The 26,970-nt window shown below is 61.6% G+C and carries 23 protein-coding genes; 13 read left to right on the top strand and 10 right to left on the bottom strand.

Going from position 1 to position 26,970, the window contains the following annotated elements:
• Nucleotides 1-13 precede the first annotated feature (13 nt).
• From HBF24_RS12280 to HBF24_RS12250, 7 genes are all read left to right on the top strand, one after another.
• Nucleotides 14-1,750, top strand: coding sequence for an oligopeptide:H+ symporter (locus HBF24_RS12280; RefSeq protein WP_167173327.1), 1,737 nt, complete (start codon nt 14-16; stop codon nt 1,748-1,750).
• Between the two features lie 137 nt (nt 1,751-1,887).
• Nucleotides 1,888-2,322 carry a pilin gene (locus tag HBF24_RS12275; RefSeq protein WP_167173694.1) on the top strand — a complete coding sequence of 145 codons (435 nt, stop codon included), beginning with the start codon at nt 1,888-1,890 and terminating at the stop codon, nt 2,320-2,322.
• 108 nt (nt 2,323-2,430) lie between these two features.
• A complete protein-coding gene (locus HBF24_RS12270) occupies nt 2,431-3,732 on the top strand; it encodes a glycosyltransferase family 39 protein (protein WP_167173325.1) in 1,302 nt (433 codons plus the stop codon).
• Between the two features lie 307 nt (nt 3,733-4,039).
• On the top strand, nt 4,040-4,507 hold the full coding sequence (locus HBF24_RS12265) for a pilin (RefSeq protein WP_167173323.1): 468 nt from the start codon (nt 4,040-4,042) through the stop codon (nt 4,505-4,507).
• Between the two features lie 102 nt (nt 4,508-4,609).
• Nucleotides 4,610-6,661, top strand: coding sequence for a tetratricopeptide repeat protein (locus HBF24_RS12260; protein WP_167173692.1), 2,052 nt, complete (start codon nt 4,610-4,612; stop codon nt 6,659-6,661).
• On the top strand, nt 6,658-8,688 hold the full coding sequence (locus HBF24_RS12255) for a hypothetical protein (protein WP_240922540.1): 2,031 nt from the start codon (nt 6,658-6,660) through the stop codon (nt 8,686-8,688). Before HBF24_RS12260 ends, HBF24_RS12255 begins: the two co-directional genes overlap by 4 nt.
• Nucleotides 8,689-8,788: 100 nt before the next feature.
• The gene (locus HBF24_RS12250) at nt 8,789-10,042 is read left to right on the top strand and encodes a lipopolysaccharide biosynthesis protein (RefSeq protein ID WP_167173321.1); all 1,254 of its coding nucleotides are present in this window, start codon (nt 8,789-8,791) and stop codon (nt 10,040-10,042) included.
• A gap of 26 nt (nt 10,043-10,068) precedes the next feature.
• Here the strand turns inward: HBF24_RS12250 and HBF24_RS12245 are convergent, their stop codons facing one another.
• From HBF24_RS12245 to HBF24_RS12225, 5 genes are read right to left on the bottom strand one after another with little or no spacing between them, the layout of a single operon-like run.
• Nucleotides 10,069-10,794 carry a class I SAM-dependent methyltransferase gene (locus tag HBF24_RS12245; RefSeq protein ID WP_167173319.1) on the bottom strand — a complete coding sequence of 242 codons (726 nt, stop codon included), beginning with the start codon at nt 10,792-10,794 and terminating at the stop codon, nt 10,069-10,071.
• Nucleotides 10,791-11,573 carry a hypothetical protein gene (locus HBF24_RS12240; protein WP_167173317.1) on the bottom strand — a complete coding sequence of 261 codons (783 nt, stop codon included), beginning with the start codon at nt 11,571-11,573 and terminating at the stop codon, nt 10,791-10,793. Before HBF24_RS12240 ends, HBF24_RS12245 begins: the two co-directional genes overlap by 4 nt.
• Nucleotides 11,570-12,610 carry a glycosyltransferase family 4 protein gene (locus tag HBF24_RS12235; RefSeq protein WP_206064319.1) on the bottom strand — a complete coding sequence of 347 codons (1,041 nt, stop codon included), beginning with the start codon at nt 12,608-12,610 and terminating at the stop codon, nt 11,570-11,572. The genes HBF24_RS12240 and HBF24_RS12235 overlap by 4 nt, the downstream gene beginning before the upstream one ends.
• A 4-nt stretch (nt 12,611-12,614) precedes the next feature.
• Nucleotides 12,615-13,709, bottom strand: a complete 1,095-nt coding sequence (locus HBF24_RS12230) for a glycosyltransferase family 4 protein (RefSeq protein WP_240922538.1) — start codon at nt 13,707-13,709, stop codon at nt 12,615-12,617.
• Between the two features lie 58 nt (nt 13,710-13,767).
• On the bottom strand, nt 13,768-14,625 hold the full coding sequence (locus tag HBF24_RS12225; RefSeq protein WP_167173315.1) for a glycosyltransferase family 2 protein: 858 nt from the start codon (nt 14,623-14,625) through the stop codon (nt 13,768-13,770).
• 684 nt (nt 14,626-15,309) lie between these two features.
• On the opposite strand from HBF24_RS12225, the gene HBF24_RS12220 reads away from it, so the two are divergent.
• The 5 genes from HBF24_RS12220 (at nt 15,310) to coaE (ending at nt 21,349) form a co-directional block, all read left to right on the top strand.
• Nucleotides 15,310-16,476, top strand: coding sequence for a DegT/DnrJ/EryC1/StrS family aminotransferase (locus HBF24_RS12220; protein WP_167173313.1), 1,167 nt, complete (start codon nt 15,310-15,312; stop codon nt 16,474-16,476).
• 168 nt (nt 16,477-16,644) lie between these two features.
• A complete protein-coding gene (pilB, locus tag HBF24_RS12215) occupies nt 16,645-18,354 on the top strand; it encodes a type IV-A pilus assembly ATPase PilB (protein ID WP_206064318.1) in 1,710 nt (569 codons plus the stop codon).
• A 162-nt stretch (nt 18,355-18,516) separates the two neighbouring features.
• Complete coding sequence (locus HBF24_RS12210; RefSeq protein ID WP_167173309.1) at nt 18,517-19,770, top strand: type II secretion system F family protein; 1,254 nt, start codon at nt 18,517-18,519, stop codon at nt 19,768-19,770.
• 21 nt (nt 19,771-19,791) lie between these two features.
• Entirely contained in the window at nt 19,792-20,667 is an 876-nt protein-coding gene (locus tag HBF24_RS12205; protein ID WP_167173307.1) for an A24 family peptidase, read from the top strand.
• 40 nt (nt 20,668-20,707) lie between these two features.
• The gene (gene coaE / locus HBF24_RS12200; protein WP_167173305.1) at nt 20,708-21,349 is read left to right on the top strand and encodes a dephospho-CoA kinase; all 642 of its coding nucleotides are present in this window, start codon (nt 20,708-20,710) and stop codon (nt 21,347-21,349) included.
• A 3-nt stretch (nt 21,350-21,352) separates the two neighbouring features.
• Here coaE and HBF24_RS12195 read toward each other — a convergent pair whose 3' ends face one another.
• The 3 genes from HBF24_RS12195 to HBF24_RS12185 form a co-directional block, all read right to left on the bottom strand.
• Nucleotides 21,353-22,066: an NUDIX domain-containing protein gene (locus HBF24_RS12195; RefSeq protein ID WP_167173304.1), complete on the bottom strand. Its 714-nt coding sequence runs from the start codon at nt 22,064-22,066 to the stop codon at nt 21,353-21,355.
• A gap of 8 nt (nt 22,067-22,074) precedes the next feature.
• Entirely contained in the window at nt 22,075-22,560 is a 486-nt protein-coding gene (locus HBF24_RS12190) for a dihydrofolate reductase (protein WP_167173302.1), read from the bottom strand.
• Nucleotides 22,561-22,706: 146 nt separating this feature from the next.
• A complete protein-coding gene (locus HBF24_RS12185) occupies nt 22,707-23,501 on the bottom strand; it encodes a thymidylate synthase (RefSeq protein ID WP_167173684.1) in 795 nt (264 codons plus the stop codon).
• 120 nt (nt 23,502-23,621) lie between these two features.
• Between HBF24_RS12185 and HBF24_RS12180 the strand changes: the two genes are divergently transcribed.
• A complete protein-coding gene (locus tag HBF24_RS12180) occupies nt 23,622-24,638 on the top strand; it encodes a TIGR00266 family protein (protein ID WP_167173300.1) in 1,017 nt (338 codons plus the stop codon).
• A 477-nt stretch (nt 24,639-25,115) separates the two neighbouring features.
• Here the strand turns inward: HBF24_RS12180 and lgt are convergent, their stop codons facing one another.
• Nucleotides 25,116-26,009 (bottom strand): prolipoprotein diacylglyceryl transferase, encoded by an 894-nt coding sequence (gene lgt, locus HBF24_RS12175; protein ID WP_167173298.1) that lies wholly within the window; start codon nt 26,007-26,009, stop codon nt 25,116-25,118.
• A gap of 462 nt (nt 26,010-26,471) precedes the next feature.
• The gene (locus tag HBF24_RS12170) at nt 26,472-26,969 is read right to left on the bottom strand and encodes a TPM domain-containing protein (RefSeq protein WP_167173296.1); all 498 of its coding nucleotides are present in this window, start codon (nt 26,967-26,969) and stop codon (nt 26,472-26,474) included.
• Nucleotide 26,970: the final 1 nt, after the last annotated feature.

Raw genomic sequence — 26,970 nt, 5'->3', positions numbered from 1 at the left:
AGCACGAGAACCCATGAATGACGCCATCGCCGCGCCCAGCGACGAGCTTTTCGGTCACCCGAAAGGCCTTTACGTATGCTTTTTCACCGAGATGTGGGAGCGCTTTTCGTTCTACGGCATGAAGGCGCTGCTGGCGCTGTACCTGATCAAGCACCACCTTTTCACCGACTCGCAGAGCCTGGCGGTGCTGGGTGCCTACGGTGGCTTGGTCTATGCCACACCGGTATTGGGCGGCATTCTGGCCGACCGCTACCTGGGTATGCGCAAGGCGGTGGTACTGGGCGGCATTCTGCTGGTGCTGGGCCACTTGGGCATGAGCGTGGAAGGCCATCAGGCCACCGTGGTCAACGGCGTGGTGCACCGCGATCAATCCGCGTTGAGCGTGTTCTATCTGTCGCTGGCGCTGATCATCAGCGGCGTGGGCTTTCTCAAACCCAACATTTCCACCATCGTCGGCCAGCTTTACCCGGAAGGTGACAAGCGCCGCGATTCGGGCTTCACCCTCTTTTACGCGGGCATCAACATCGGCGCCCTGTTCGCCAGCCTGATCTGCGGTTACCTGGGCGAACGCTATGGCTGGGGCTACGGCTTCGGCGCGGCCGGCATCGGCATGATCGCGGGCCTGGCGATGTTCATCACCGGGCAGAAATACCTGATGGGCCTGGCCGAGCCGCCGGAGCCTGCCAAACTCAAGCGCCGCCTGCTTGGCCCGCTCAACGTGGAATGGGCTATCTACGTCGGCGCCTTCGTCGCGCTGCCGGCCATCTGGGCGCTGATGCAGCTGGGCGAGGCGGTACTATGGCTGCAGATCGCCACCATGGCCGCCTGGCTGATCTGGCTGGGCTGGTACGTGACGGCACGCTGCGATCGCGTGCAGCGCCATCGCATGCTGGCCTGCGTGTTTTTCGTCGCCGTGTGCTTGCTGTTCTTCTCGCTGTACGAGCAGACCTACGGCTCGTGGGTGCTGTTCACCGATCGCATGATGGGCAAGGATCTGTTCCCGTCGCTGGTGATCCGCCATGGGCACCCGTTCACCTGGTCGCTGATTCCGCTGGCACTGAGCCCACTGCTGGTCGGCATCGCGCTACGCATGAAAAGCCGTCGCGTGCCGGCACTGATGCTGGGTACGCTTACCGTGGTCGGCTTCGTGCTGATCCTGCGCGACAGCGTGGTGCTGCCGCAGACTGCCGGCTCGCTGACCTATCTGGGCGCGCTGTTCCTGGTGCTGCTGTCGCCGGTGATGGCCTGGTTGTGGCCGTTCCTTGGACGCTTCGGCATGAATCCGTCCAAGCCGGCGAAAAGCGCCATCGGCCTGGCGCTGGCCGGACTCGCCTTCCTGCCGCTGCTGGCCGCCAACACGCACGTGGCCGATACCGGCACGCTGAGCAGCGTGTGGTGGTTGGTGCTGGCCTACCTGGTGCTGGAAGTGGGCGAACTGGCTTTGTCGCCCATCGGACTGTCGGCGGTCACCGAGCTTTCCGTGCCGCAGGTGATGGGCCTGACCATGGGCGCCTGGTGGCTGGGCATGTCGCTGTCCGAACAGTTCGCGTCGATCCTGGGCAAACTGGCCGCGGTGGACATCCCCGCCAACGGCAAGGTCGACATCACCGTCGCCGCGCACAAGTACGGTCAGCTGTTCCAGAACATGATCTGGGTGGGCCTAGGCACCGCCGCCGTGGTGCTGGCCATCACCCCGCTGATCAAGCGCTGGATGCACCTGGACAAAGTGACGCCGAAGGGCGCGAGCTGACCACCCGGGGCGGATGCGCAACACACGCCATCGCATTTCCGCCCCGGCATTTACGCATAGCTATGCGCTTTCTTCGCGCTGTTCAGGCATGGTATGGAAAATGCTGAACGAGTGACGACCTCCCCATGGCCGCCCCCATGCCCCGTTACCGCCGTCACGCCGGTTTCACCCTGATCGAGCTGATGATCGTCGTCGCGATCATCGCCATCCTGGCCGCCATCGCTATCCCGGCGTATCAGAACTACGTCATCCGCGCACAAGTCTCCGAAGGCATGGTGCTGGCCACCGGCGCCAAAACGGCGATCTGGGATTTCTATGCCGACAAGGGGCGGCTGCCGCCCTCAAACGAATCGGTGGGGCTGCCGTCGGCGGGCTCCATTGCGGGGAAATACGTCAGCGCTGTCGAACTACAGTCCAGCGTCATCAAGGTGACGTTTGCCGGCGCCCAAGTGAACAGCTCGCTTAGCGGACAGACGCTTGAGCTATCTCCCACGCCGCTGACAGGTTCCATTATCTGGACGTGCCGGTCCCATTCGCTACCGGCCCGATACCTTCCTGCAAGTTGCCGGTAACCTACACCACTGACACATCAATGCAGTGGAGACATCGTGGGAAATCCCGCTCGCACGGAAAGCATTCGAAACAACCTTCTTCCACGTCTCACCTGGAAGCATCTTGCGGTGGCTGCCGTGCTGCTGCTTGCCGCCGGCCTTCGCCTGTATTTTGTGTGCACGGCGATGGTCTACCATCCCATCCGTGGCGACGCAATCCAGTATCACGCTTACGCCTGGAACCTGGTTCATCACCTTACGTTCTCGCATCAGGCGGCGTCCCCCTCCGTACCGATGCCGGACAGTTATCGCGACCCTGGCTACCCTGCTTTCCTCGCCTTCTGGATGAGCTGGCTGGGCGATGGATCAGCGTGGTATGTAGCGATCCTTCTGTCGCAGGCATTGCTAAGCGCCGCCACCGTTGGGCTTGGTTTTCTCATCGCCCGTCGCTGCCTCCCCTTCGGCTGGGCGTTGGCGGCCGGCGCGCTAACCGCGGTGTGGCCCCACTTGATCACCAGCAGTTCGTATCTGCTGACCGAGACGCTGGCCGGCTTCCTGCTGACGCTCGGCGTATTGCTCGCCACATCCAGGCACCGCGCGCCCCTGATCGCAGGCGCGGTTGCCTTGAGCTTGGCGGGGCTCACCAATGCGGTTTTATTGCCAGTGGGCGCTGGCCTGGCCTTGGTGCTGCGCGCAAGAGGTCACCTCACCACCAAAGCTGCCGCCCTGTTTCTGGTAGCAAGTCTGGCGCTGCCAGCCGCCTGGTCGATACGCAACGTCAGCCTCCCTCCCCAGGCGACCTCATCCACTAACCGCGCCCTTCAGAACCTGGTACAAGGCAGCTGGCCGCTATACCACCCGGCCTACCGGGCGATGATCAATGGCAGCGCGCAAGGACGAGCCATCCTTGACGATATAGACGCCGAATATCACACCATGGCCCGCGACTTTCCGGCAGGTTGGTCGCAGATGATGGACCGCATGGGGCAACACCCCTGGCGCTACGTATGGTGGTATATCGCGCAAAAACCTACCGAATTCTGGGGCTGGAACATACAAATTGGCCAAGGCGACATTTACGTCTACCCGACCATGAACTCCCCTTTCAGGAACCACCCCACCTGGCGCGCACTGGAAGCGATCACCAGGGCCCTCAACCCTTGGTTGGCGGCTCTCTTGTTGATCGGGACGATACTGGTCGCGATCAAACGACAAGCGGGCGCCACTCGCGCCGGATCATCCGCGCTTGACGCCACCGCTGCCGTGTTGCTGTACGCCACCGTCGTCTACAGCTTGCTGCAGGCCGAGCCTCGCTACGCCATCCCGTTTCGAGCCTTGCAGATGGTCGTCTGCATGGTCGCATTACGCGCAGTGACCCTGGGCGTTGCTAAAGCGCGGCAGCGCAACGCAGCAAAGCAGGCGGCGCAATAGTGACGAAATAGGGCACGAACTGCCCCTGAATGTCCTTGATCGTCGCGCCAGCAATAGAACGCGCCCCCGATGCGGCACAAGGACTTACCCATGCTTGCTCCCGTCCGTGACCGCGTGCACAATCGATTGCGCCGCAAGTGTGCGGAAATAGAGCGCCGACGGACGATGGCACGGTCTGTGCTGCGGACGTCTTGAGCACCTGGCATCCCTGGCCTCGCGTCACGGGGGGCGAGTCCGGGCCGGACTCAAGCTGGGACTCAGGGGGCATTTCAACGTCAAGCCAGCTTTTCCGAGTAGAGGGATTACCATGAAGATGCAGAAGGGTTTCACCCTGATCGAACTGATGATCGTCGTCGCGATCATCGCCATCTTGGCGGCCATCGCCATTCCGGCGTACCAGAATTATGTCATCCGTTCGCAGGTTTCCGAGGGGCCGGTGCTGGCTGATTCAGCCAAAACGGCAGTAGCTGAATACTACACCACCAACGGTACCCTGCCTGGCACCAATGCCGATGCTGGCGTGTCTCAGCCGGCCAGCATCGGCGGCAAGTATGTAGGCACCGTGACGGTAGGGACCAATGGCCTGATTACGGTTAGTTATGGCACCACGGGTGCTGCAAATGGCAATGGCGCCAAGGCCAACTCGGCTATCAATAATACTCAACTCGCGCTCTCTCCAGTAACCAGCGGCGGTACCATCAACTGGTTCTGCACCACCGCGCCCGTTGCAGGCACTAAGGTACCTGGCAAATACCTGCCGACGTCCTGCCGTTGATGCTTCTTAAGGAAGCACCGTTACAGGTTTGACCATATACTTTAAAAAGGGCCGCCATGTGCGGCCCTTTTTCTATGTGCTGTTTCGGCCGTACTCAACGTGATGAAGGTGCGCGCCTACATCACGGTGCTGCTGATCACCACCGCGCTGCTGGTGTTTGCTTGGCTATGCTATGCCCCGGGTTTGCATGGCGGTTTTCTGTTTGACGATTACGCCAACCTGCCCAAACTGGCCTCACCCGGACCGGTGGACAACTGGCCGGCCTTCTGGCGCTATATCACCTCGGGTATGGCCGACCCCACAGGACGCCCGCTGACCCTGCTCAGCTTTCTGCTCGATGCGCGCAACTGGCCCGCCATGCCAGCGCCCTTTCTGCGCACCAACCTTGCCCTGCATCTGCTCAATGGCCTGCTGCTGGCGCTACTGCTCAATACGCTGGGCCAGCATCTGCACCCGTCCGCCCCCACTTACCATCGATTGCGCCAGCGCATCCGCCTGGCGGGCCTGCTTGGCGCCGGCTTGTGGCTACTACACCCACTGCTAGTCTCGACCACGCTGTATATCGTGCAGCGCGAGGCGATGTTGCCAGGCACCTTCGAGCTGCTGGGTCTACTCGCTTGGCTGCACGGGCGCCGCCGTCTGCTCAACCATCAACCTGGCGGCCTGGCCTGGATCATTGGCGGACTGGGTGCTGGCACCGTACTGGCCGTGCTATGCAAGGCCAACGGCGCCCTGCTGCCATTACTGGCACTGACCTTGGAAACCACGGTGCTGCGTGCCGGCGACGCGCTGGTCAAGCCACCCGACGCCAAGACCTCATCGCACTACCGCTGGGCAATGAGGCTATTGGCCGTGTTGCCCAGCCTGCTGCTGATCGCCGGCCTTCTGTATACCTATGTGCCGGCGCTAACCCGTAGCTCGCTGGGCAACCGCCCCTGGACACTGGGCGAACGCCTGCTGACCGAGCCACGGGTGCTGCTGGACTACCTGAAATTACTGTGGCTGCCACGGCCGTTTACGCCGGGCCTTTTCAATGACCAGTTTCCGCTCTCCACCGCTTTATGGCGACCGTGGACCACATTGCCAGCCATAGTTGGCATGCTGGTATGGGTAGGCACGGGCTTGGCACTGCGTCGGCGGCTGCCCGCCGTGGCGCTGGCGCTGCTGTTCTATGCGGCTGGCCAGGTGCTGGAATCCACCCTGGTGCCACTGGAACTGTATTTCGAGCATCGCAACTACATTCCGGCCATGCTGCTGTTCTGGCCGCTGGCGCTGTGGCTATGCGGCGTACCACAAATGCCCGGAACAAACGCCGCTAAAGCAGGGCTGGATCATCGCCTGAAAGCCGTGTTGGCCATACTGTTGCTGGCCGGACTGGGGAGTATGACCTACCTACGCGCTTCGCTATGGGGTAACCAGGCCCAGCAGGCGCTGACGTGGGCCGCGCTCAATCCGCGCTCGCCGCGCGCGCAGGTCTATGCCGCACAAGCCGACCTGAACAGCGGCCACCCACAAGCGGCCATTCGCCGCCTGCAACCGGCACTGGCACACCAACCCGATCAGATACAGCTGGCCTTCAACCTGCTGGCCGCGGAATGCCGCGCCGGGCATATCCCCCACCGTACCGAGCAGGCCGCCCTATACGCCATGCGTCATGCACATGATGCAGGCAGCCTGATCACCTCGTGGTTCGGGCGCGCCGTGGCCCAGAGTGAACACGCCCCATGCCCGCAACTGCAATTACCGTTATTACAACGCCTGGCAGCAGCCGGGCTTGAGAACCCGCGACTGGCCACGCAACCAGGACGACGTCAGGATCTGTGGCATATTCTGGGGCAGATAGCATTGATGCAAGGCCACGCCACGTTGGCGTTGACCGACTTCAACCACGCGCTAAAACAACAACCGCGCTACGGTATTGCCCTGCAACAAGCCGCACTACTGGGCAGCTGCGGCTATCCAGCACAGGGCCTTGCCCACCTGAACTACCTCGATAGTCTGCACCTGGAAAACCGGCACCATGGCTGGAACATGGCCAGCCTGCACGCCTGGGTACTGCATCACCAGCATTACTGGCACCATGAACTGACCCGGCTACGCGCCAACCTGCGTGCCGCGGCGTCTTCTTCTGCCCATGGACCTGCCCACGCATGACCCCATCAACTCTCCGCCCCGGCATGGCCTACCTGCTAATGGGCCTAGCCCTGCTGCTGACAGCGCTGGTCTACTGGCCCGGACTTGGCGGTGGCTGGCTGTTCGATGACTTCCCCAATATCGTCGACAACACCGCGCTGCATATCCAGCACTTCAACGTGCCCGATCTGATCGGCGCGGCGTTGTCCTCACCATCCAGCGAGTTCAAACGCCCCCTGTCAACGCTGACCTTCGCCATCAACTATCTGCTCACTGGGCTTGATCCGTATTGGATGAAGCTGACCAATGTGGTCATTCACCTGTTGAATGGGCTGTGCGTGTTTTTCCTCGCACGCCAGCTGTTGCTCCTCCCCCTTCACGCAGGGGGAGCTTGGGAGGGGGTAGAACCTCGCGGCAAGACTTCACCCCTCCGCACCCCTTCCCTGCAATCAAGGAAGGGAGACTATCGACAAGAAGGTATCGTGGCAGCGCTGATCGCCGCTGGTTGGATGCTGCTGCCGATCAATATCACCGCCGTGCTGTACGTGGTGCAGCGCATGGAGAGCTTGGCCAACCTGTTTGTGCTGCTCGGCCTGATCGGCTACGTCGCCGGACGAATGCGAATGCTCTCCGGGCGCACCGGCGGGTTTGCGCTGTCGTGTGTCAGCCTCATCGCGGGCACAGGCATCGGCGCGCTGGCCAAGGAAACGGCCGTGATGTTGCCGCTCTATGCAGCCCTCATCGAGTGGGTCATGTTTCGCGGCTGTCACGCCACCAAGCCTGGCACGGATCGACGCATTCTTGGCCTGTTCACGGTGATCCTATTTCTGCCTTTGGCGCTCGGGCTTGCCTGGCAAATCCCCAAGGTACTGAACCCGGCCGACTGGGCCACCCGCGACTTCACGCTGGGCGAACGATTGCTGAGCGAAGCACGCATCGTGCTCGACTACATGATGTGGACTTTCCTCCCCACGCCGCACGCGCTGTCGTTCTACCACGACAACTTCACGATCTCGCAAAACCTTCTGCACCCATGGACCACGTTACCGAGCGTGCTCGGCATTCTGGCACTGCTGGTTGGTGCCATCGCCCTGCGCAAGCGGCTACCGCTGGTCTCACTGGGCCTGCTGCTCTTCTTCGGCTGCCACCTGCTCACCGGCACCATCCTGCCGCTTGAGCTGATCTACGAGCATCGCAATTACTTCGCCAGCTTCGGCTTATTGCTTGCGGTTGTGCCGCTATTGGCTGCGCCGCGCACTGCCGATGGCGAGGCATGGTCACTTCGGGGTGTACCGAAACACCTTCCGGGCAGTCTGCCTCGCTACGTGCTGCTGGCAGGACTGCTGCTGTTCTGGACCGCCCAGACCGCAACCACGGCCATGGCCTGGAGCAACCCCGTATCGCTGGCGCAGGATCTTGCCAGCCGCGCTCCGAATTCACCGCGCGCGCAGTACAGCCTGGGCCGTACCTACATCATCTACTCGCACTACGATCCCAGCTCGGTGTTCACCCACATGGTGTACGCGCCGCTGGAGCGGGCTGCCAAACTGCCCGACTCAACCATCCTTCCAGAACAAGCTTTGATCTTCTTCAACGCCCGCATGCATCGGCCGATCAAAGAGACGTGGTGGGACAGTATGATCGCCAAGCTGCGCAAGCGCGACGCCGGGGTGGAAGATGTCAGTTCACTGGCAGCATTGACGAAGTGCCAGATCGAGGGCAACTGCCACCTGTCCAAGCAACACGTGGTGCAAGCTTTCCTTGCAGCGCTGTCCCATCCGCACCGCTCACCACGCCTGCTGGCAAGTTACTCCGACTACGCATGGAATGTGCTCGATGACAAGACGCTGGGACTGCGCATGGCCGAAGCCGCCGCGCATGCCGCACCCAATGAGCCCAACTACCGGATCACCCTAGTACGCATGCTGATCGTTTTAGGGAAGAACAAGCAGGCGCGCCAAGCATTGCAACAGCTCCGGACCTTAAACTATGGCGGGCGACTGGACGGCAGCATTGCCACCCTGAAATCGCTGCTGAATTCGCGTTAACGGCCATGGCGTTACAGTCAACAGCATGGCTATACCCTAACGATCCACGTCACTCCGGGCTTCTAGATTGCCCGAGTGGCGGCATGAACGACCAACGTCGATGAAAGGTCCTATCGCGCACGCCACCATCCGCACAAGTTTCGTTCTAGGCGGTCGACTGGTCGTGCAGGCGGGCACTCTCCTGCTGGTTGCACGTATGCTCGGACCGCAGCTGTTCGGCGCGTTCGCGGGTATCACCTCGCTGGCGGTAATTCTGGGAACGTTGTCCACGTTCGGGACGCACTTGGTGCTATTGGGTGAGGTTTCGCGCGAGCCGTCACGACGCCAAGCGGTACTGTCTTACTCAATACCGACGACCTTACTCGCTGGTGGCTTCTTGCTGGTGATCTACCTGCTGATTTGCACTCAAGTGCTGCGTGAAAGTGGAGCCGTTTTGCAGGTGCTTCTAGCCATCGGCATCACCGAACTGTGGCTACAACCATTATTCAATTTGATGGCTATCGAGCATCTTGCGTTGGGACGTACGGCGCGTTCGCAGCTATTGACAATTCTGCCACTTGCCCTACGCCTCTTGGCAGCGACGACAGTCTTCTTGATGCAACCCTCCGCACCACTTGAAGGGTATGCCTACGGATACCTCGCCGCTTCACTTATTGCCTTGTTTTTTGGAGCAACCACAATACCGGCTCCATGGCCAGAATTGCGCCTCTGGCATCTTCCCATTACGCGTCAAGTGCGCGAGAGCGCGGGTTATGCTGCAATCAACATCAGCAAAGCCGGGCCATCCGAATTGGACAAGACATTGGCAGCCAAATTACTGCCCCTTGGTGCAGCCGGCATGTATGCAGTGGGCACGCGCGTAATCGGGGCAATCACGTTGCCCGTCATTGCCATGATCTTGGCCGCACTCCCGCGCATGTTTCGGGAAAATCGGGTAGAGCAACGCCGCAATGCACACTTGCTGCGCTGGATGTTTAGCGTGGCTATGATCTACGGCTTTTTCTTGTCAATGGCATTGTGGTTTGCTGCACCGCTGTTAGATGGATTTTTCGGCCCTAAGTACCATGGCCTCGGGCAAACCCTGCGCTGGTTGTGTTTAGCCGTGCCAGGAATGACTTTGCGCCTAGTTGAGGGAAATGTGTTGATGGCTTCCGGCAAGGTTTGGATGCGTGTGGGTTTTGAAGCCTCCGGCGTAGGAGTACTGACATTGGCAGCATTCCTTCTTACGCCCAGACTTGGCACGGCTGGGATGCTGACCTCTTTGGCCTGCGCTGAATGGAGCATGGCATTAGCAGGAGCCATTCTTATCGTGGCGTCTCGCAGAGAGCAACAACTCAAAGGCTTCAAAACCTAAGCATGAAAGACGGCAGCCACGAATCATCAATCCCGCATAGCAACCATAACCAGCTCGGCGCCGAAACGTCCAAGCCCCATTCGCCTACAAAGTCTCTCGCCTCTTACCTGCAACTTGCGACCGAACAAAGGCCGCCCAAATATACTCGGCAATATGCGAAAACCTTCGCATCGCACTAAACTGAATCCCGCCACGCGCAATATTTCTACCATTTCGCGTCGAGACAGAATATTTTTCGCGTCTTTGGGTAACCAGAACGCGAGCCTACTAAAAAAGCCACTGATGCTAGCGCTGTTTCGATGGTTGTTGACAATCAGCGTGGCACCTCGGTTCATATGGTCCGCAATCCATTTCAAGGCGTCGCGACGCAGCTCAGGCTCAGCATTGAGGATAAACCGGAACATGCTTACACAGTCAAAGCAGCCGATGTCCGATGGCGGCGAACGTGTAACATCTACGCACTTGAGCTGAGCGTCCGGCACACGCCTTTGAGCCACCATCAGCATGTTTTCGGAGATGTCGATCCCAACTGACTCGCCGAATACGGTGTGGCCAAGCTTCAGCAAACGACCGGTACCGCAAGCGAAGTCAAGATAGGATGCTGCACCCTCACTCGCAGCATGTTCGAATTCCTTCCGTACCTGTGGCTTGACGAAATCATTCCATATTAACGCATCAACACGAATCGCGTGTTTAGCATCGTAGCGTTCGCCGACCCCAGCTCCGATATGGGATTTACGATAAGAAGTCATTTAGAGCTCCAGTCAAGCCTTTCATCCACACGCGCAAGAGTCTTCTCGGCCATCCGGTATTTGAGCTTTGCAATAGGCCACGACAGACGCAATGCATAGCTTTCAATAAACCTCAACGCCATAACTCGGCTAAGCCTGAGGACTGCCCCCAACACACCCGGCACACACACATCCGCTTCCTGCAAATATGAATTGATGAATACTTCTCCGGCTCGCAGCAACCGATCAACATCAAGCAATAATTGACTACACAATGAGTGGCAGAATATGAGCCCCATATGCATAGAGGCAAGATCCATCGCCCCATTACCTAGAATATAACCGTGAGGCCCCAGAAACCGGGCCGGCAAGGGGTCAATGATCACAAAGCCATCGCTTCGATCAAAGAAAACGTTGCCATGCCATAAGTCACTATGTAGCCAGCCCGGCGGAATTTTACGCTGCAGAACTTGCACATCGTGCTCGGAAATATCAAGTTCTTCTAGCGGGAAAGGATCGGGGTTCAAGTATTGTGTATCGAGCACAACAGGGGTTCGATGCATCTGTGCAAGCAATTGACCGAGCCGCACAAAAACATCATCACTGTCAACAAACCGCAGCAGCCCCGGAGGAAAATCAAGATAGTCGTAATCAACCGACTGGCAAGCCGGCACTATTTCTCGAGGCCTTGCGGTGCGCACACCGGGCACGTGATCACAAATAGATTGCAGTGCCAGAAGACGATGCCAATCGGATGACAGACTGCCACCATGGTACTTCCTATATAAGTGCGGCGTCATGACGACGGTTCAGCTAAGAAGCTGCGTGAGTACAACTCTACGTAAGCATTTACCATGTAGGTAATCGAAAAATGTCCGCGTGTGCGTTCGACGGCCATGTGCGACATGCGTCTCAGAACCTGACAGTCAGAGGCCAGACATCGAACCGCTTCAATAAAACCTGCTGTATCATTCGGTGTGCACAGCATACCGGTGACGCCGTCCTCGATTAGCTCCGCTAGCGCCCCTCCTCGTCCAGCGATGACTGGTAATCCGCATGCCATCGCTTCGGCCGCCACTAGACCGAAACCCTCGCTGCGTGAAGGAAACACAAACGCGTCGGCATCCTGCATCGCAGCAATGACCGGATCGGAACCGTCCAATCGACCAATATCTTGCATATTTTCCGGCATATCTAATTTATCTTTTCTAGCATCAGAACCTCCGGTGTAAAGCAGCTCGAAATCATCGCCCAGTTCGCGCATGATGGGCGCCAGCATGTCGACACCCTTCAATGCGCGCCAGCTACCTACATACAGCAGACGAAACGGCTTATGCGATGGACGTGATGCGCAGGGACGGTAGCGGTCCGTATCGACTCCGTTGTAGATCACGTCCATAGGAAGATCCGACAGCGTCTCTTTAGCTGTTTGCGCCACGAATTTGCTGACGGCGCACACTTTTGAGGCTAGCCGCATCACCCGGCGCTCGTTGGGCGCGATCCAGAACCGATGATAGGCCGCGCGGGCGGTACCCTTGTAGGTTCGCAAATCCGGATGATGTACAGAATGATGAATCGTGGCGACAACTGGCAGCGAGTGCGGCAAGAAGCGTGTATGCAACCAAGTGTTGACGTGAGCCACATTTGCCCACGCTGGCGGCTCGGGCACCGGCACCGACCATGGAGCGTATTCAGCACGCAGCGGCAGCCAAGTGATCTCGGCGCGAATACCCCGCTCCCGCAGGCCAGCGACTAGGGTTTCGGTGAATACATCAGTCCCGGTGCCTGTCCGCACCGTGGGAAACCACACCGCCGGTGGCGAATGCATGGTGCTCATGCGTCTACTCCGCCCCTTGGCTGAGAACCAGCGCCTCAATGACCTTGCGCCCAAAAGCCGGCCACGCGAACTCGCTCGCAAACTCACGCGCAGTGGTCCGTATCTCAACACTCTCAGCTAGCAACTCGCTGACGCGCTCTGCGAAAGCCTCATAGTCGCCGGGGCGTACAAGTCGACCAGATACACCATCGCGCACGGCGTCGCCAACGCCTCCGGTGGCAAACGCCACTGTAGGCAGGCCAAAACTGGCCGCCTCGACCGACACCATACCGAACCCCTCGGGGTCTCCTGGCAACTCACGCACCGGGAACACGTGCACGTCCGCGCAGCGATAAATCGTGGCCAGACACTGCGGATCGGTCACCACACCCATGAATTGCACGTTGGACTCCACGCCAGCCGCCCGAGCCGCCGCGCGGATGGCCTCTGGCGGCTGCGCCTTGGCGCGCAATGCGTCATGGGGCGCATCACCGACCACCAGTAACACGCTGGAAGGGTGGCGTTCGACAATGGCGGGAAGCGCATGGGTAACAAACTGGCACAGCCCCTTGCGCGCGCTCAGCCGACCCACAGAAAGCAATATGCGCTGCCCCTCAAGCCCAGCTTTGTGACGGAAGGCCTCCACCTGTGCCTGTGAGGGCACGGTTGCGGCGTAATCGACCCCTGGGTGGACCAGCGCGATGGCGCTTTCCTTGATCCCCAGCTGACGCGCCCGGTCAGCCGACGCCCGGCTGTTTGCAATCACGCACTGCATACGCCTCAAGGCAGGCCTCCAGAACAGGCGATACAAGGGGTGATCCACTGCCAGATCCAGGCCATGGACGTATGCCGCGGTGCGAGCATCACCAAAGCACGCGGCTATCCACACCGGAAAAGCTGTCAGGCCACTGCCTGCCAGAACGATGTCCGGACGCCATGTGCGAACCGCGCGAACCGCAGAAAGCGTAGCCGCTATCAGAAAGGTACCGAGTGGTTTCAGTGGAACCTCAATCATGTCCACACGCGGCGGCCGTAGCGCCTTACTTCCCTTGGGTGCAATGACTTGCACATCCGCAACACGAGAAAGCTCGTCGGCCAGATGCCAGTTAAGCCGCTCCATGCCACCGACCAATGGTGGCAGATTGCGTGTGACCAATAGGATCCGCGGTCGCCGGGACTCAGCCATCACGCCGGTACATCAGGCTGGTGACTTGCTCGGACACCAGGCCTATGAGGAAAACCACCACCGCAGCGCTCCACAGTAGCGTGCTCATATTGGTCAGACGTCCGTCGAGGATGAAGGTACGCGCGTAGTTGAGACACCCCAGCAGAAAGAACAGCGCGCTGGTAGGCACGAACAACTTCAGCGGCGAATACAGCGTGGCGATCTTGAAGATGATCAGCAGGAAACGGATGCCATCTCGCAGCGGCTTGATGTGACTTTGGGTGCCATCGCGTTGTTCCACTTTTATGGGCTCGTAGGCGACGCCGTAGGCGCTGCGGAAAAAGGCCATGGTGCTGGTAGTCGGGTAGGAAAACCCATTCGGCAGCAGGTACAGGAATTCACGGAACTTGGCGGCGCGCACGGCGCGGAAACCGGAAGTGAGATCGGCCACGCGGTGACCGGTCATGCGTGTGGCGAGCCAGTTGTAGAACGTGTTGGCCAGGCCGCGGCCAACGCCGGCCTGGCCTTCCCAGTCACGGGCGCCGACGACCATGTCGAAGCCTTCATCCAGCCGTGCAAGCAGGCGCGCCACATCCTCGGGATGATGCTGACCATCGGCATCCATGAAGACCAGAATGTCGCCTGTTGCAGCGCGCGCACCGCGCTTGACGGCGGCGCCATTGCCCATTGAATACGGTGAAGCCAAACGGCGCACACCATGGCGCTCGCAGACGGCTGGCGTGTCGTCGGTGGAGCCATCGTCGACCACGATGATTTCCGCCTGTGGATGCTGCGCGCGCAAGCGCGGCAGTACGCAGGACAAACCTGCCGCCTCGTTCTTGGCGGGAAGGATGATGCTGAGTTCGCTCAAAACGCGCCCCCTGTAAGACTGGCCCGATCATAGCGCGAGGGGCGGGGTAAATCGTCCCCTTGGCGTGTGTTTTGGCTAGGTTCTACCCCCTCCCAACCTCCCCCTGCGAGCAGGGGGAGGGGTATTGGTGGCTGGTGGGCTTTGGAGAATCGCGTTCCGGCGCGCGGCGGCTCGGCGCCAGGCATGTGTGATGAAAGTGTCGGGCGATGGCAGTGGCCCTTGCGGCAAGGTTCTACCCCCTCCCAACCTCTCCCTGCGAGCAGGGGGAGGAGTTTTGGTGGCTGGTGGGCTTTGGAGAATCGCGTTCCGGCGCGCGGCGGTTTGGTGTGGGCATGAGTGGTGAAGGAGGCGGGCGATGGCGGTGACCCTTGCGGCAAGGCTCTACCCCCTCCCAACCTCCCCCTGCAAGCAGGGGGAGGGGTTAATTGGGCTGGCTGTGCTGTCTGATGCAAGGTTCTTGCGATGGCGTTTACGCGTGATGTTGCGCTCTTGCTTGTGCCCCCTCCCCTGCTCACAGGGGAGGGTTGGGGAGGGGTAAGCATTTGGCGACATCTGTCGCGATGAAAAAGGTGGGGCTCGCAGGAACCGGCGGGCAAGCGAACGGACTCTCCGATACAAGCACCTCTTGCCCGGCCGTGTCTCACGCGCTCCAATGGCGCTCTTGTTTGCCTAGAAAGCTGCCCGATGTCCGACTCGTCCACAGAGCCCTTCCTGGTATTTGGTGCGCCGCGCATTGAGGCAGCGGAGATCGCCGAGGTGGAGGCGTGCCTGCGCTCGGGTTGGCTGGGCACGGGGCCGCGGGTGGCGCAGTTCGAGCATGATTTTGCCGACTATCAGCGCGTGGCTGCGGGCCAGGTGGCTGCGGTCAATTCCTGCACGGCGGCGCTGCATGTGAGCATGATTGCCGCCGGGCTTGAACCTGGCGCCGAGGTGATCACTACACCGCTGACGTTCTGCGCCACGGTGAACGCCATTTTGCACGCCGGGCTCATGCCAGTGCTGGCCGATGTGGATGCCGACACGCGGAACATCGACCCGGCCGCCATCGAGGCCGCCATCACGCCGCGCACTCAGGCGATTGTGGCCGTGCATTTCGCCGGCCGGCCGTGCCAGATGGACGCCATCAGCGCCATCGCGCGCAAGCATAAGCTGGCCTTGATCGAGGACTGCGCGCACGCGATCGAGACCGAATATCGCGGCGAAAAGGCGGGAAGCTTCGGCGATTTTGGCTGCTTCAGCTTCTATGTGACCAAGAATGTGGTCACCGGCGAAGGCGGCATGATCGTCGGCCGCGACCAGGCCCATATCGACCGCGCCCGCGTGCTGGCGCTGCATGGCATGAGCAAGGACGCCTGGCACCGTTTTGGCGATGCCGGCTATCGGCACTACCAGGTGGTCGAGGCCGGTTTCAAATACAACATGATGGACATCCAGGCCGCGCTTGGCATCCATCAGCTGCGCGCGGTGGAACGGCACTGGGCCCGCCGGAAGGCCATCTGGCAGCGTTATCAGCACGCCTTTGCCGAGCTACCGGTGACACGACCGCTGGAAGCGGCGCCCGATACTCGCCACGCCTATCACTTGTACACGCTGATGATCGATGAGGCGCGCTGCGGCATGACCCGCGATGGCTTCCTGGACGCGATGAACCGGCGCCGCATTGGCACCGGCGTGCATTACCTTTCCATTCCCGAGCACCCTTATTATCAGCAGCGCTTCGGCTGGCGGCCCGAGCAATGGCCCCGAGCGATGGCCAACGGACGCCAGACGGTCAGCCTGCCGCTCTCGCCGGCGCTGGACGATGCCGATGTCACCCGCGTGATCGAGGCCGTGCACGCCACCTTGCGCTAGCCGGCAAAGCCGCGCATGGTGGGATAAGCCGTGCGCACGTTGCACGCGCTCGTTAAACCTGAATCTCCCAAACCTGCCCAAACGACGGATTTTGCGGTAAATTCAAGCCACGAATCCGGGGGAACATTCGACAAAGCCATGGCATCCCAGACGCAGTCCCCGGCCCTCATGGGCCTAACCGGCATGGCCCGCCGGTTGGTTTTCGACGGCATTCTGCCCGAAGCCGATGCACGCCGCGCCGTGCAGGAATCGGCCAAGCAGCGCGTGCCGCTGGCCACCTGGCTGGTCGAGCACGGCATGGTCGACAGCACGCGCATGGCGCAGATCACCTCGGCCGAGTTCGGCATTCCGCTGATGAATGTCAGTGCCATGGACCTGGCGCAGATGCCGCTGGACGTGATTGCCGAGAGCATGATCAGCAAGCATCAGGCATTGCCGCTGTTCCGGCGCGGCAAACGCCTGTTCGTCGGTATTGCCGATCCGATGCAGTCGCATGCGCTGGACGAGATCAAGTTCCATTCCAACTGCATTGTCGAGCCGGTGCTGGTGGAGCGCGCCCAGCTGGAGCGCACCATCGAACATGCGCTCAATTCGATGTCCACCACCATCGACGGGCTCGATGACGATGAAACGCTGGATGGGCTGGCACTGGAAGCCGGCGATGGCGATGGCGCCGAATCGGCCCTGGGCAGCGGCGTGGATGCCACCGGTGGCGACGACACGCCGGTGGTCAAATTCGTCAACAAGGTGCTGCTTGATGCCATCAAGCGCGGCGCCTCGGACATCCATTTCGAGCCTTACGAAACCCAATACCGCGTGCGCCTGCGCATGGACGGCATCCTGCGCACGGTGGCCAAGGCGCCGATCCAACTGGGCAACCGCATTGCCTCGCGCCTGAAAGTGATGAGTGGTCTGGACATTGCCGAGCGCCGCGTACCGCAGGACGGACGCATCAAGCTCAACCTTTCCAAGACCAAGTCGATCGACTTTCGTGTCAGCACGCTGCCAACGCTGTTCGGCGAGAAGATCGTGCTGCGTATCCTGGACGCTTCGGCGGCCAAGCTGGGCATCGACAAGCTCGGCTACGAGGAAAACCAAAAGCACCTGTTCGTCGAGGCCATTCACAAGCCCTACGGCATGGTGCTGGTCACCGGCCCCACCGGCTCGGGCAAGACGGTGTCGCTGTATACGGCGCTTAATATCCTCAACACCGACGGCCGCAACATCTCCACCGTCGAGGACCCGGTGGAAATCCGCGTCGAGGGCATCAACCAGGTACAGCAGAACACCAAGCGCGGCATGACCTTCGCCGCTGCGCTGCGCTCGTTCCTGCGCCAGGACCCGGACATCATCATGGTCGGCGAAATCCGCGACCTGGAAACGGCGGAAATTGCCATCAAGGCCGCGCAGACCGGCCACATGGTGCTGTCCACGCTGCATACCAACGATGCGCCGCAGACCATCGCACGCCTTATGAACATGGGCATCGCGCCCTACAACATCACCTCGTCGGTCACGCTGGTGATCGCCCAGCGCCTGGCGCGCCGGCTGCATGACTGCAAGCGCCCGGCCGATATTCCCGATCACGCATTGCTGGCCGAAGGCTTTACGCAGGAAGAGATCGACGATGGCCTGACCATCTACGAGGCAGTGGGATGCGACGGCTGCAACGAAGGCTACAAGGGCCGCGTGGGCATTTATCAGGTGATGCCGATGGCCGATGAAATCCAGCAGATTGTGCTGGAAGGCGGCAACGCCATGCAGATTGCCGAAGCAGCCAAGAAAGCCGGCATCGGCGACCTGCGCGACTCGGCACTGCAGAAGGTGCGCGATGGCGTGACCAGCCTGGCCGAGATCAACCGTGTGACCAAGGATTAGTAAACCGATCGCGGTATTTGGCCGCGATTCGTGGCAGAGTACGCAGATCGAGGGGCGGGGGCCTCGAGCCTGACCGGCATCGCCTCCCGCTGGATGACGGCACGCACAAGGGAGTGTGCCGGCTTGATGCCTAGACGATGAGGTTGGGGGAACACCGCGCCCATGGCCACCGCTACTGCAACCGCCAGGAATACGGGCCGATCGGAGCTGAGCAAGCTCTCGGTCTACGAATGGACTGCGCTGGACAAGCGCGGCAAGAAGATGAAAGGCGAGATGCAGGGCAAGAATGCCTCGCTCGTCAAAGCCGAGCTGCGCCGCCAGGGCATGAACCCGCAGACGGTGCGGGAAAAGCCCAAGCCCCTGTTCGGTTCCACCGGCAAAAGCGTCAAGCCGCGCGATGTGGCCATCTTCAGCCGTCAGATCGCCACCATGATGGCCTCGGGCGTGCCGATGGTGCAGTCGTTCGAGATCATCGCCGGCGGCCAGCGCAATCCCCGCTTCAAGAACATGCTCACGGACGTGAAGTCCGAAATCGAGGGCGGTTCGACGCTTTACGAGGCGCTGGGCAAGTACCCGGTGCAGTTCGACGAGCTTTATCGCAACCTGGTCCGCGCCGGGGAATCGGCCGGTGTGCTCGATACCGTGCTGGACACGGTAGCGACCTACAAGGAACGCACCGAGGCCATCAAGTCCAAGATCAAGAAGGCGCTGTTCTATCCCATCGCGGTGCTGGTGGTGGCCTTCCTGGTAGCGATGATTCTGCTGCTGTTCGTGGTGCCGGTGTTTCAGAGCGTATTCGAAAATGCTGGAGCCGCCCTGCCAGCACCTACCCAGGTGGTGATCAGCGCATCGAAGTTCATGCAGGCCTACTGGTGGCTGGTGCTGCTGATTGTGGTCGGTGGTGTGGTCGGGCTTATTTCCGCCAAGAGACGCTCGCTCAAGTTCGCGCACTTCCTGGACCGCCTGCTGCTGAAATTTCCGGTGATTGGCAACATCCTTCGCCAATCAGCGATCGCGCGTTTTGCACGCACGCTGGGCGTTACCTTCCGCGCCGGCGTGCCGCTGGTGGAAGCCATGGACGCGGTGGCGGGCGCCACCGGCAGCGTGGTCTACGGCGAAGCCATCCGCCAGATGCGCGACGATATCGCCGTGGGTCACCAGATGCAGCTGGCCATGCGCCAGACCGGCCTGTTCCCCAACATGGTGGTGCAAATGGTCTCCATTGGTGAGGAGTCGGGCGCGCTGGACAACATGTTGTTCAAGGTGGCCGAGTTCTACGAGGAAGAGGTCAACAACGCCGTCGACACCCTGAGCACGCTGCTGGAGCCGCTGATCATGGTGATTCTGGGCGTCATGGTCGGCGGTATGGTGATCTCCCTGTATCTGCCGATCTTCAAACTGGCCGGCACGGTCTGACTACTGCAGCACTGGTTCTTGATGACTGACCCCGGATTTGTCGCCGCCTTGCCCGCCTGGGGCTGGGTGCTGGTTGCCGCACTGTTTGGCCTGCTGGTCGGCAGTTTCCTCAACGTGGTGATACTGCGCCTGCCCGCGCGCATGGCTTATCTCTGGCGCCAGGAAGCGCGCGACATCCTGGAGCTGGAAGTCGTCGACGAGCCGCGCCCGCCAGGATTGGTGCGCGAGCCCTCGCACTGTCCTTCGTGCAAGCATCGCCTCGCCGCTCACGACAATATTCCGCTGTTTGGCTGGCTATGGTTGCGCGGTCGCTGCCGTTACTGCCGCACACGCATCTCGGCGCAATACCCGCTGGTGGAGCTGGCTTGCGCCGTACTCAGCGCGCTGGTCGTCGCCAAGTTTGGCGTCAGCTATGCCGGGGGGGCTGGCTTGTTGTTCGTGTGGAGCCTGATCGCACTGACAGGTATCGATTTCCGTACCCAACTGCTGCCCGATTCGATCACGCTGCCCCTGCTCTGGCTGGGGCTGCTGCTGGCACTGAAAGGGCTGTACATCCCGCTGCAAAGCGCCGTTATCGGCGCCGCAGTGGGTTACCTGTCGCTGTGGAGCGTGTACTGGCTGTTCAAGCTGCTCACCGGCAAGGAAGGCATGGGCCATGGCGACTTCAAGCTGCTGGCCGCACTGGGCGCCTGGATGGGGCCGGTGGCGATTTTGCCGATTGTGCTGGTGTCCTCGCTGCTGGGTGCCTTGATCGGTGGTGGCATGATGCTGGCGCGTCGCCACCAGCCGGGCGTACCCATGGCCTTCGGACCGTTCATAGCCCTGGCCGGTCTGCTCTGGTTCCTGGCCGGGCCGACACTTTTGCATGCCTATCTGGGCCTGATGGGACTGCGCTGACGCCTTGCCCGCTGCGGGTCCCAACGGCATGCTGGGGCGCATGGAAGCCTCGCCCTCACCCTCGACATTCGTGGTCGCCGTTACAGGCGGCATTGCCGCCGGCAAAAGTGCCGTGACGGACCACTTCGCAGCCATGGGCATTGCTGTGTACGACGCGGATGTGGCGGCACGGGAAGTGGTAGCCCGCGGCACAGAAGGCCTGGCCGAACTGGTACGTCGGCTCGGTCGGGACATTCTTGACGCCAACAGCGAACTCGACCGGCGCGCCATGCGTCAGCGGGTGTTTGAACAGCCGGCCCTGCGCGGCGAACTGGAAGCGGTGATCCATCCGCGCGTGCACACTTGGCTGCGCGAGCGCGTGGCGCGGGAAACCGGGCCTTACTGCGTACTGGCCATCCCGTTGCTGGCCGAGAGCTGGCCACGCTATGCCTGGGTGGATCGCGTGCTGGTGGTGGAAGCGGACGAATCGGTTCGCATGCAGCGCCTGCTGGCACGCGATGACATCGACGAAGTTCTGGCCCGACGCATGATCGCCGCCCAGGCCAGCCCTTCGGCGCGCCTGGCGATCGCCGACGATGTGCTGCACAACGATGGCTCGCTTGAGCAACTGCACACGCGCATTGATGCGCTCGACCGTCAGTACCGCACGCTTGCCGCCAGCAAGGCCCGTGGCCACGTCTGACCGCTAGTCCAGCGCCGCCGGCTCGCAGGTCCCCTGCCAGCCACTTTCGAGCGAGGTACCCGCCGCGGCCAACGCGTAGATGGGCAGGCACGCGCGCCGCACGGCGGCCGTCTCGGCCTCGCTGGCCCATATGGCAAAGTCAGCATCCACGCGCAAGGCGATGTCCAGCTCGTCACGGGATCGGCATATCACCCCGAACACCTGATCGACCGGCCAGAGCCGTGTCGTGCACTGGATCAGCATGGAGGCCTCGAGCAGGGGCCAGTGTTCACCGCGCCGGATGTCCACGGGGGAGTTCAGCCGTCGCACATCCGATGCCTGCAGATGTCGCGGCAAACGCAGCGCCCGCAAGATGGCCCGGTCGGCCGGTGCCAGCGTATCGATGTTCACCTGCCGCGGATCGACCCAGGCGATATCCTGCCCTTCCATGCCCTGCGCCTGGCCCTGCCACGCCGGTACATGCCAGGCGGCCAGACGCAGATGGTTGTCTGCGTAGCGCCAGGGCAGCTCGATGAGCAGCGTCGGCGCTGTCTTCAAGTCGACGGTCAGATCCAGTTCTTCGCCCAGCTCCCGCGCCAGTGCCGCCGGAGCCTCTTCGCCGGATTCAACCTTGCCGCCGGGAAACTCCCACAGGCCCGCCAGATGCTTGCCGGGAAGGCGGCGGGCCAGCAGGATCTGACCGGCAGCATCTTCCAGCACACCGGCTACCACGTGCATGGCTGTGGTCATTCGCGCACGTACTCGACAATGTCGAAGGCATGCGCATGCCGCTCGTCGCGCGCATGGTGCTGACGCGAAGTTTCCACCCATTCGCGGAAATTCACCCGCGGAAAGAACACGTCGGCCCCATCCACGTGGGTGTCGACCCAGGTCAGGTACAAGCGGCGCGCAAACGGCAACGCCTCACGGTAGACCTCGCCGCCACCGATCACCATCAGGCCGGTGCCCTCGGCAATGGCCTGTGCCTCGGCCAGCGAACGCACCGTGTCCTGCCCGGGGAACGGCGCGCTGTGACGACGACTGAGCACAAGGTTGGTGCGGTTGGGCAGCGCCTTGCCGATGGCAAGCGCGGTTTTGTATCCCATCAACACGTACTTGCCGGTGGTCAAGGCCTTGAAATGCTTGAGGTCATCGGGCAGATGCCAGGGCATCGTGCCGTCCTTGCCGATCGCGAAATCGTTGTCCAGCGCGGCAACCAGGGAAATAGCCATGGAGGATCCTTCTTGTCATGTTCACGTGCGGTGCGCATTTGGCGCACCCGAACCCGCCGCCCGGCCCTGAAGGCGCCAGCGTCCCCGCCACCCCATGATGCGCCCGCACTCGTGCGGGCGACAGGGCCGCAGGTCATGCTGGCGCGTCAGACGGCGACAGGTGCCTTGATGGTCGGATGTGGGTCGTAGGCCTCGATTGCAATGTCTTCGAATCGGAAGCCATCAATACGGTGTACACCTTCGTTCAGCCGCAGTCGTGGCCGCTGGCGTGGCTCACGCGCCAGTTGGGTGTGTGCCTGCTCCAGATGATTGAGGTAAAGGTGGGCATCACCCAGGGTATGCACGAAATCACCCACTTCCAGGCCGGTGACCTGCGCCACCATGTGCGTCAGCAGCGCGTAACTGGCGATGTTGAACGGCACGCCGAGGAAAATATCGCCCGAGCGCTGATACAGCTGGCACGAAAGCTTTCCATCGGCCACATAGAACTGGAACAACGCGTGGCATGGCTGCAGCGCCATGGCTGGCAAGTCGCCCACATTCCAGGCGCTGACCACCAGCCGGCGCGAATCGGGGTTGCGACGGATCTCATCGACAATCCAGGCGATCTGATCGACCGTGTCACCACGCGACGTCGACCACGAACGCCACTGATGACCATAGATGGGGCCCAGATCACCGTTCTCGTCGGCCCACTCGTCCCAGATGCGCACACCATGCTCTTTGAGATAGCCGACGTTGGTGTCACCGGCCAGGAACCAAAGCAGCTCGTGGATGATCGACTTCAGATGCAGCTTCTTGGTGGTGACCAATGGGAAACCTTCACGAAGATCGAAACGCATCTGATACCCGAACACACTAAGTGTGCCGGTACCGGTGCGGTCGGATTTTTCCGTGCCGTTTTCCAGCACATGTCGGAGCAGATCGAGATAGGCGCGCATCGCCCAAGGATACAACTGAACGCGTGCGGTACGCATGAAATACCCCATGACAGTGGACACGTGCATTGCCCGACGGCGCCGCTAGACTTGAGACCTATTGATCCCGACACGGAGACGCACATGTCGCAGTGGTATTTCAGCTACACCGGTGACCGCATCGGCCCCATGGACGACACCCAAGCGCGCGATCAGGCCACCCGCCGACCCGACGGGCTGTGCTGGCGCGAAGGTTTCTCCGACTGGAAGCCGATCCGCGATGTGCCTGAGCTGGCCTCGACCATGGCGCCCAGCATTCCCGTGCCACCGCCGCCGGGCGGCGGCAGTGGCTCCGGGCGCAGCGACGAAGTGGACTACCGCATCGTCGGCACCGACATGCAGTTCGTCGAAATTGAGCTCGATCCGGGCGAAAGCGCCGTGGCCGAAGCCGGTGCGCTGATGTACAAGGCTGCCGACGTGCAAATGGATACGGTGTTTGGCGATGGCTCGCACGCCAGTCAGGGCAGCGGCTTCATGAACAAGCTGTTCTCTGCCGGTAAGCGCGTGATCACGGGAGAAAGCCTTTTCACCACCGTGTTTACCCACAACGGCAACGGCAAGGCACATGTGGCTTTCGCCGCGCCCTACCCCGGTACCGTGATGGCGATGAAGCTTTCCGAGCACGGTGGCCGGCTGATCTGCCAGAAGGACAGCTTCCTGGCCGGCGCCCGCGGCGTACAACTGGGCATCTTCTTCCAGCGCAAGATTCTTACCGGCCTGTTCGGCGGCGAAGGCTTCGTCATGCAGAAGCTGGAAGGCGATGGCTGGGTCTTCGTGCACGCCGGTGGCACCGTGATCGAGCGCGAGCTCAAGGCCGGCGAGCGGCTGGATGTCGATACCGGTTGCGTGGTGGCCTTCCACGACAGCGTCGACATGGATATCCGCTCGGTCGGCGGCATCAAGAGCATGTTCTTCGGCGGCGAGGGCATGTTCCTGGCCTCGCTGACCGGACCGGGCAAGGTCTGGCTGCAATCGCTGCCGTTCTCGCGCATGGCCGGACGCATGCTGGCCGCGGCACCGCAGGGGGGCGGCCAGCGCCGTGGTGAAGGCTCGATTCTTGGTGGCCTGGGCGATCTCATTGATGGCGACCGCAATTTCTGAGGCGTGCGTTAAAGGATAGAGATAAGCGCAAGCATCTACCCCCTCCCAATCTCCCCCTGCAAGGTGGGGAGGAGGCAAGGGCCTGCGGCGGTGAGGACTCGCTCTTGCGCGGCCTGGGCGACCGGATGGATGGTGGCCGCAATTTCTGAGGTGAGTCCCAAGGGGATGCACTAGGCCAGGATCCACCCCCTCCCGGCCTCCCCCTGCAAGCAGGGGGAGGAGCCATTGTCTGACTCCACGCCTGCTCGGTCGCTCGGTCGCTCGGTCGCTCGGTCGCCCAAGTGTTTCTCGACATCGAGACAGTCACTCTAGCCCAGCCATGTGAAGCTAACTCGGCCAGCCCCCTCCCCTGCTCGCAGGGGAGGGTTGGGGAGGGGTAAAACCCTCCCTCAACAGTCACCGGGCCCGGCGGTGAGTCCAGCCCGGCACAAAATCCTCAGACCCCGCCCGCAAACCTGGCGCTAAGCGCACGTCCGCCTACTTTGCTTGCTTGGCATCATCCACGCGGTGCGGCTCAAGCACCGGTGCGCGACGCGACATCCACAGCAACACCAGTCCAACGACGATCAACGGAATAGACTGCACCTGGCCCATGGTCAGCCAACCCCAGGCCAGATAGCCCAGTTGCGGGTCAGGCACACGCACGAACTCCACCGAGAAGCGGAAAATGCCGTACATCAGCGCGAACAACCCTGACACGGCATAACGGTGGCGCGGCTTGCGCGAGAACAAGAACAGCACGGTGAACATCACCACGCCTTCGAGGAAAAATTCATACAGCTCCGACGGGTGCCGCGGCAGCCCGCCATAGCGCTGCAATACCGGCAGCCACGACGGATGCTGCTGCACGTAAGCCAGATCCTCGCCACGCGCCTCGGGATAGATCATCGCCCAGGAAACGTGGCTGGGCTTGCCCCAGAGCTCACCATTGATGAAGTTGCCAATACGCCCCAGCCCAAGGCCGATGGGCACCAGCGGCGCGACAAAATCGACGGTGTCGAAAAAGTGCAGCCCGTGGCGGCGCGACCACCACCATCCGGCCAACAGCACGCCCATCAGACCACCGTGGAACGACATGCCGCCATCCCAGATACGGAACAGCGCCAGCGGGTCGGTCCAGATCCAGTGAATGGGCTGGTATGACAGCATGTACCACACGCGCCCGCCCACGATGACGCCCATCATGGCGTAGAAGGCCAGATCGCCGAACGCGTTGCGACCCACCGGCAAACGCCCGGCCTGGCGCCGGCGCTCACCCAGCCACCAGCCGCCGGCAAACCCCAGCAGGTACATCAGCCCGTACCAGTGGATCTTGACCGGCCCCAGCGCCAGGGCCACCGGATCAATATGGACAACGTACGGAGCGGACATGAAAACCCTTAACATGGGGAAGCGCCCAAGTGTAGCCGGTACGAGGCTGCGTCACGCATCTTGGACAACACATGCCAGACCGACAGCCACTGAGCCGGCGAAGGTAAGACCGGCAAGGTCAAGAATGAGTTCACAAGAGCGCACGCCCCTGCACCTTGTCCCTCGCATCGAATGCACATGTGGTGGGCGCATCCGACGACACGAGTGCACGCATGCAGAAGCCTAAGCACGCTAAAAAATCCAGCGTACCAGTCGCTGGGCGAACGGCATACGCGATGGGTTCAAAATCAGCCGCGCCGCGGCAACGAGCGCCTCATTCTCGGCGGCTCTGTACGATGGTCGGCCACATGTGCATAACCATCCCGATGTACGCCTAGCGACTGGTACGCGCTTGACTGCACCGAGCTGCGCTCACCGCACACACGGCCGGGCAGATCTTGCGCAATGGTGGCGGTCGACGGCCTAAAGCAGTACCGGCCGGTTGGGAAGCTCATCGGGGTTGGCCTGATCGCCGGCCGGGAAATGCTGGGCAAGAATCGCGTGCATGCGGCTGATCGCCTGCATGGAGCCTTCGTACCAGCGCCCTGCAGCGTAGTGCTCGCGCATGCTGGCGCAGATGGCCTCCCACGCGGCCTGATCCACACGCGCGGCGATGCCGCGATCGGCCAGGATCTCGATACGCCGTTCGGCCAGCAGCACGTAGACCAGAATCCCGGTGTTGTGCTCGGTATCCCATACACGCAGGCGGCCGAACAGTTCGGCGGCGCGCTCGCGAGCATCCAGCCCCTGGAAAACCTGTCGCGGGCTGAGTCGCGATTCCACGGCGAAGGCCACTTCGCCAAGATGCCGCGTCTCGCCATCGGCGACCGCGCGGGTCAGGCTTTCCAGCGTGTCGGCAGAAAACGCGCGACGCTGCAGGAACCAGTGCCGGAACAGGTGCATGGCCAATCGCCGCCACATC

The sequence above is a fragment of the Oleiagrimonas sp. C23AA genome (assembly GCF_011759385.1).
Lineage (GTDB): Bacteria > Pseudomonadota > Gammaproteobacteria > Xanthomonadales > Rhodanobacteraceae > Oleiagrimonas.
The sequence above is the reverse complement of the archived record's forward strand: the minus strand, read 5'-3'. Positions and strand labels throughout refer to the sequence as shown.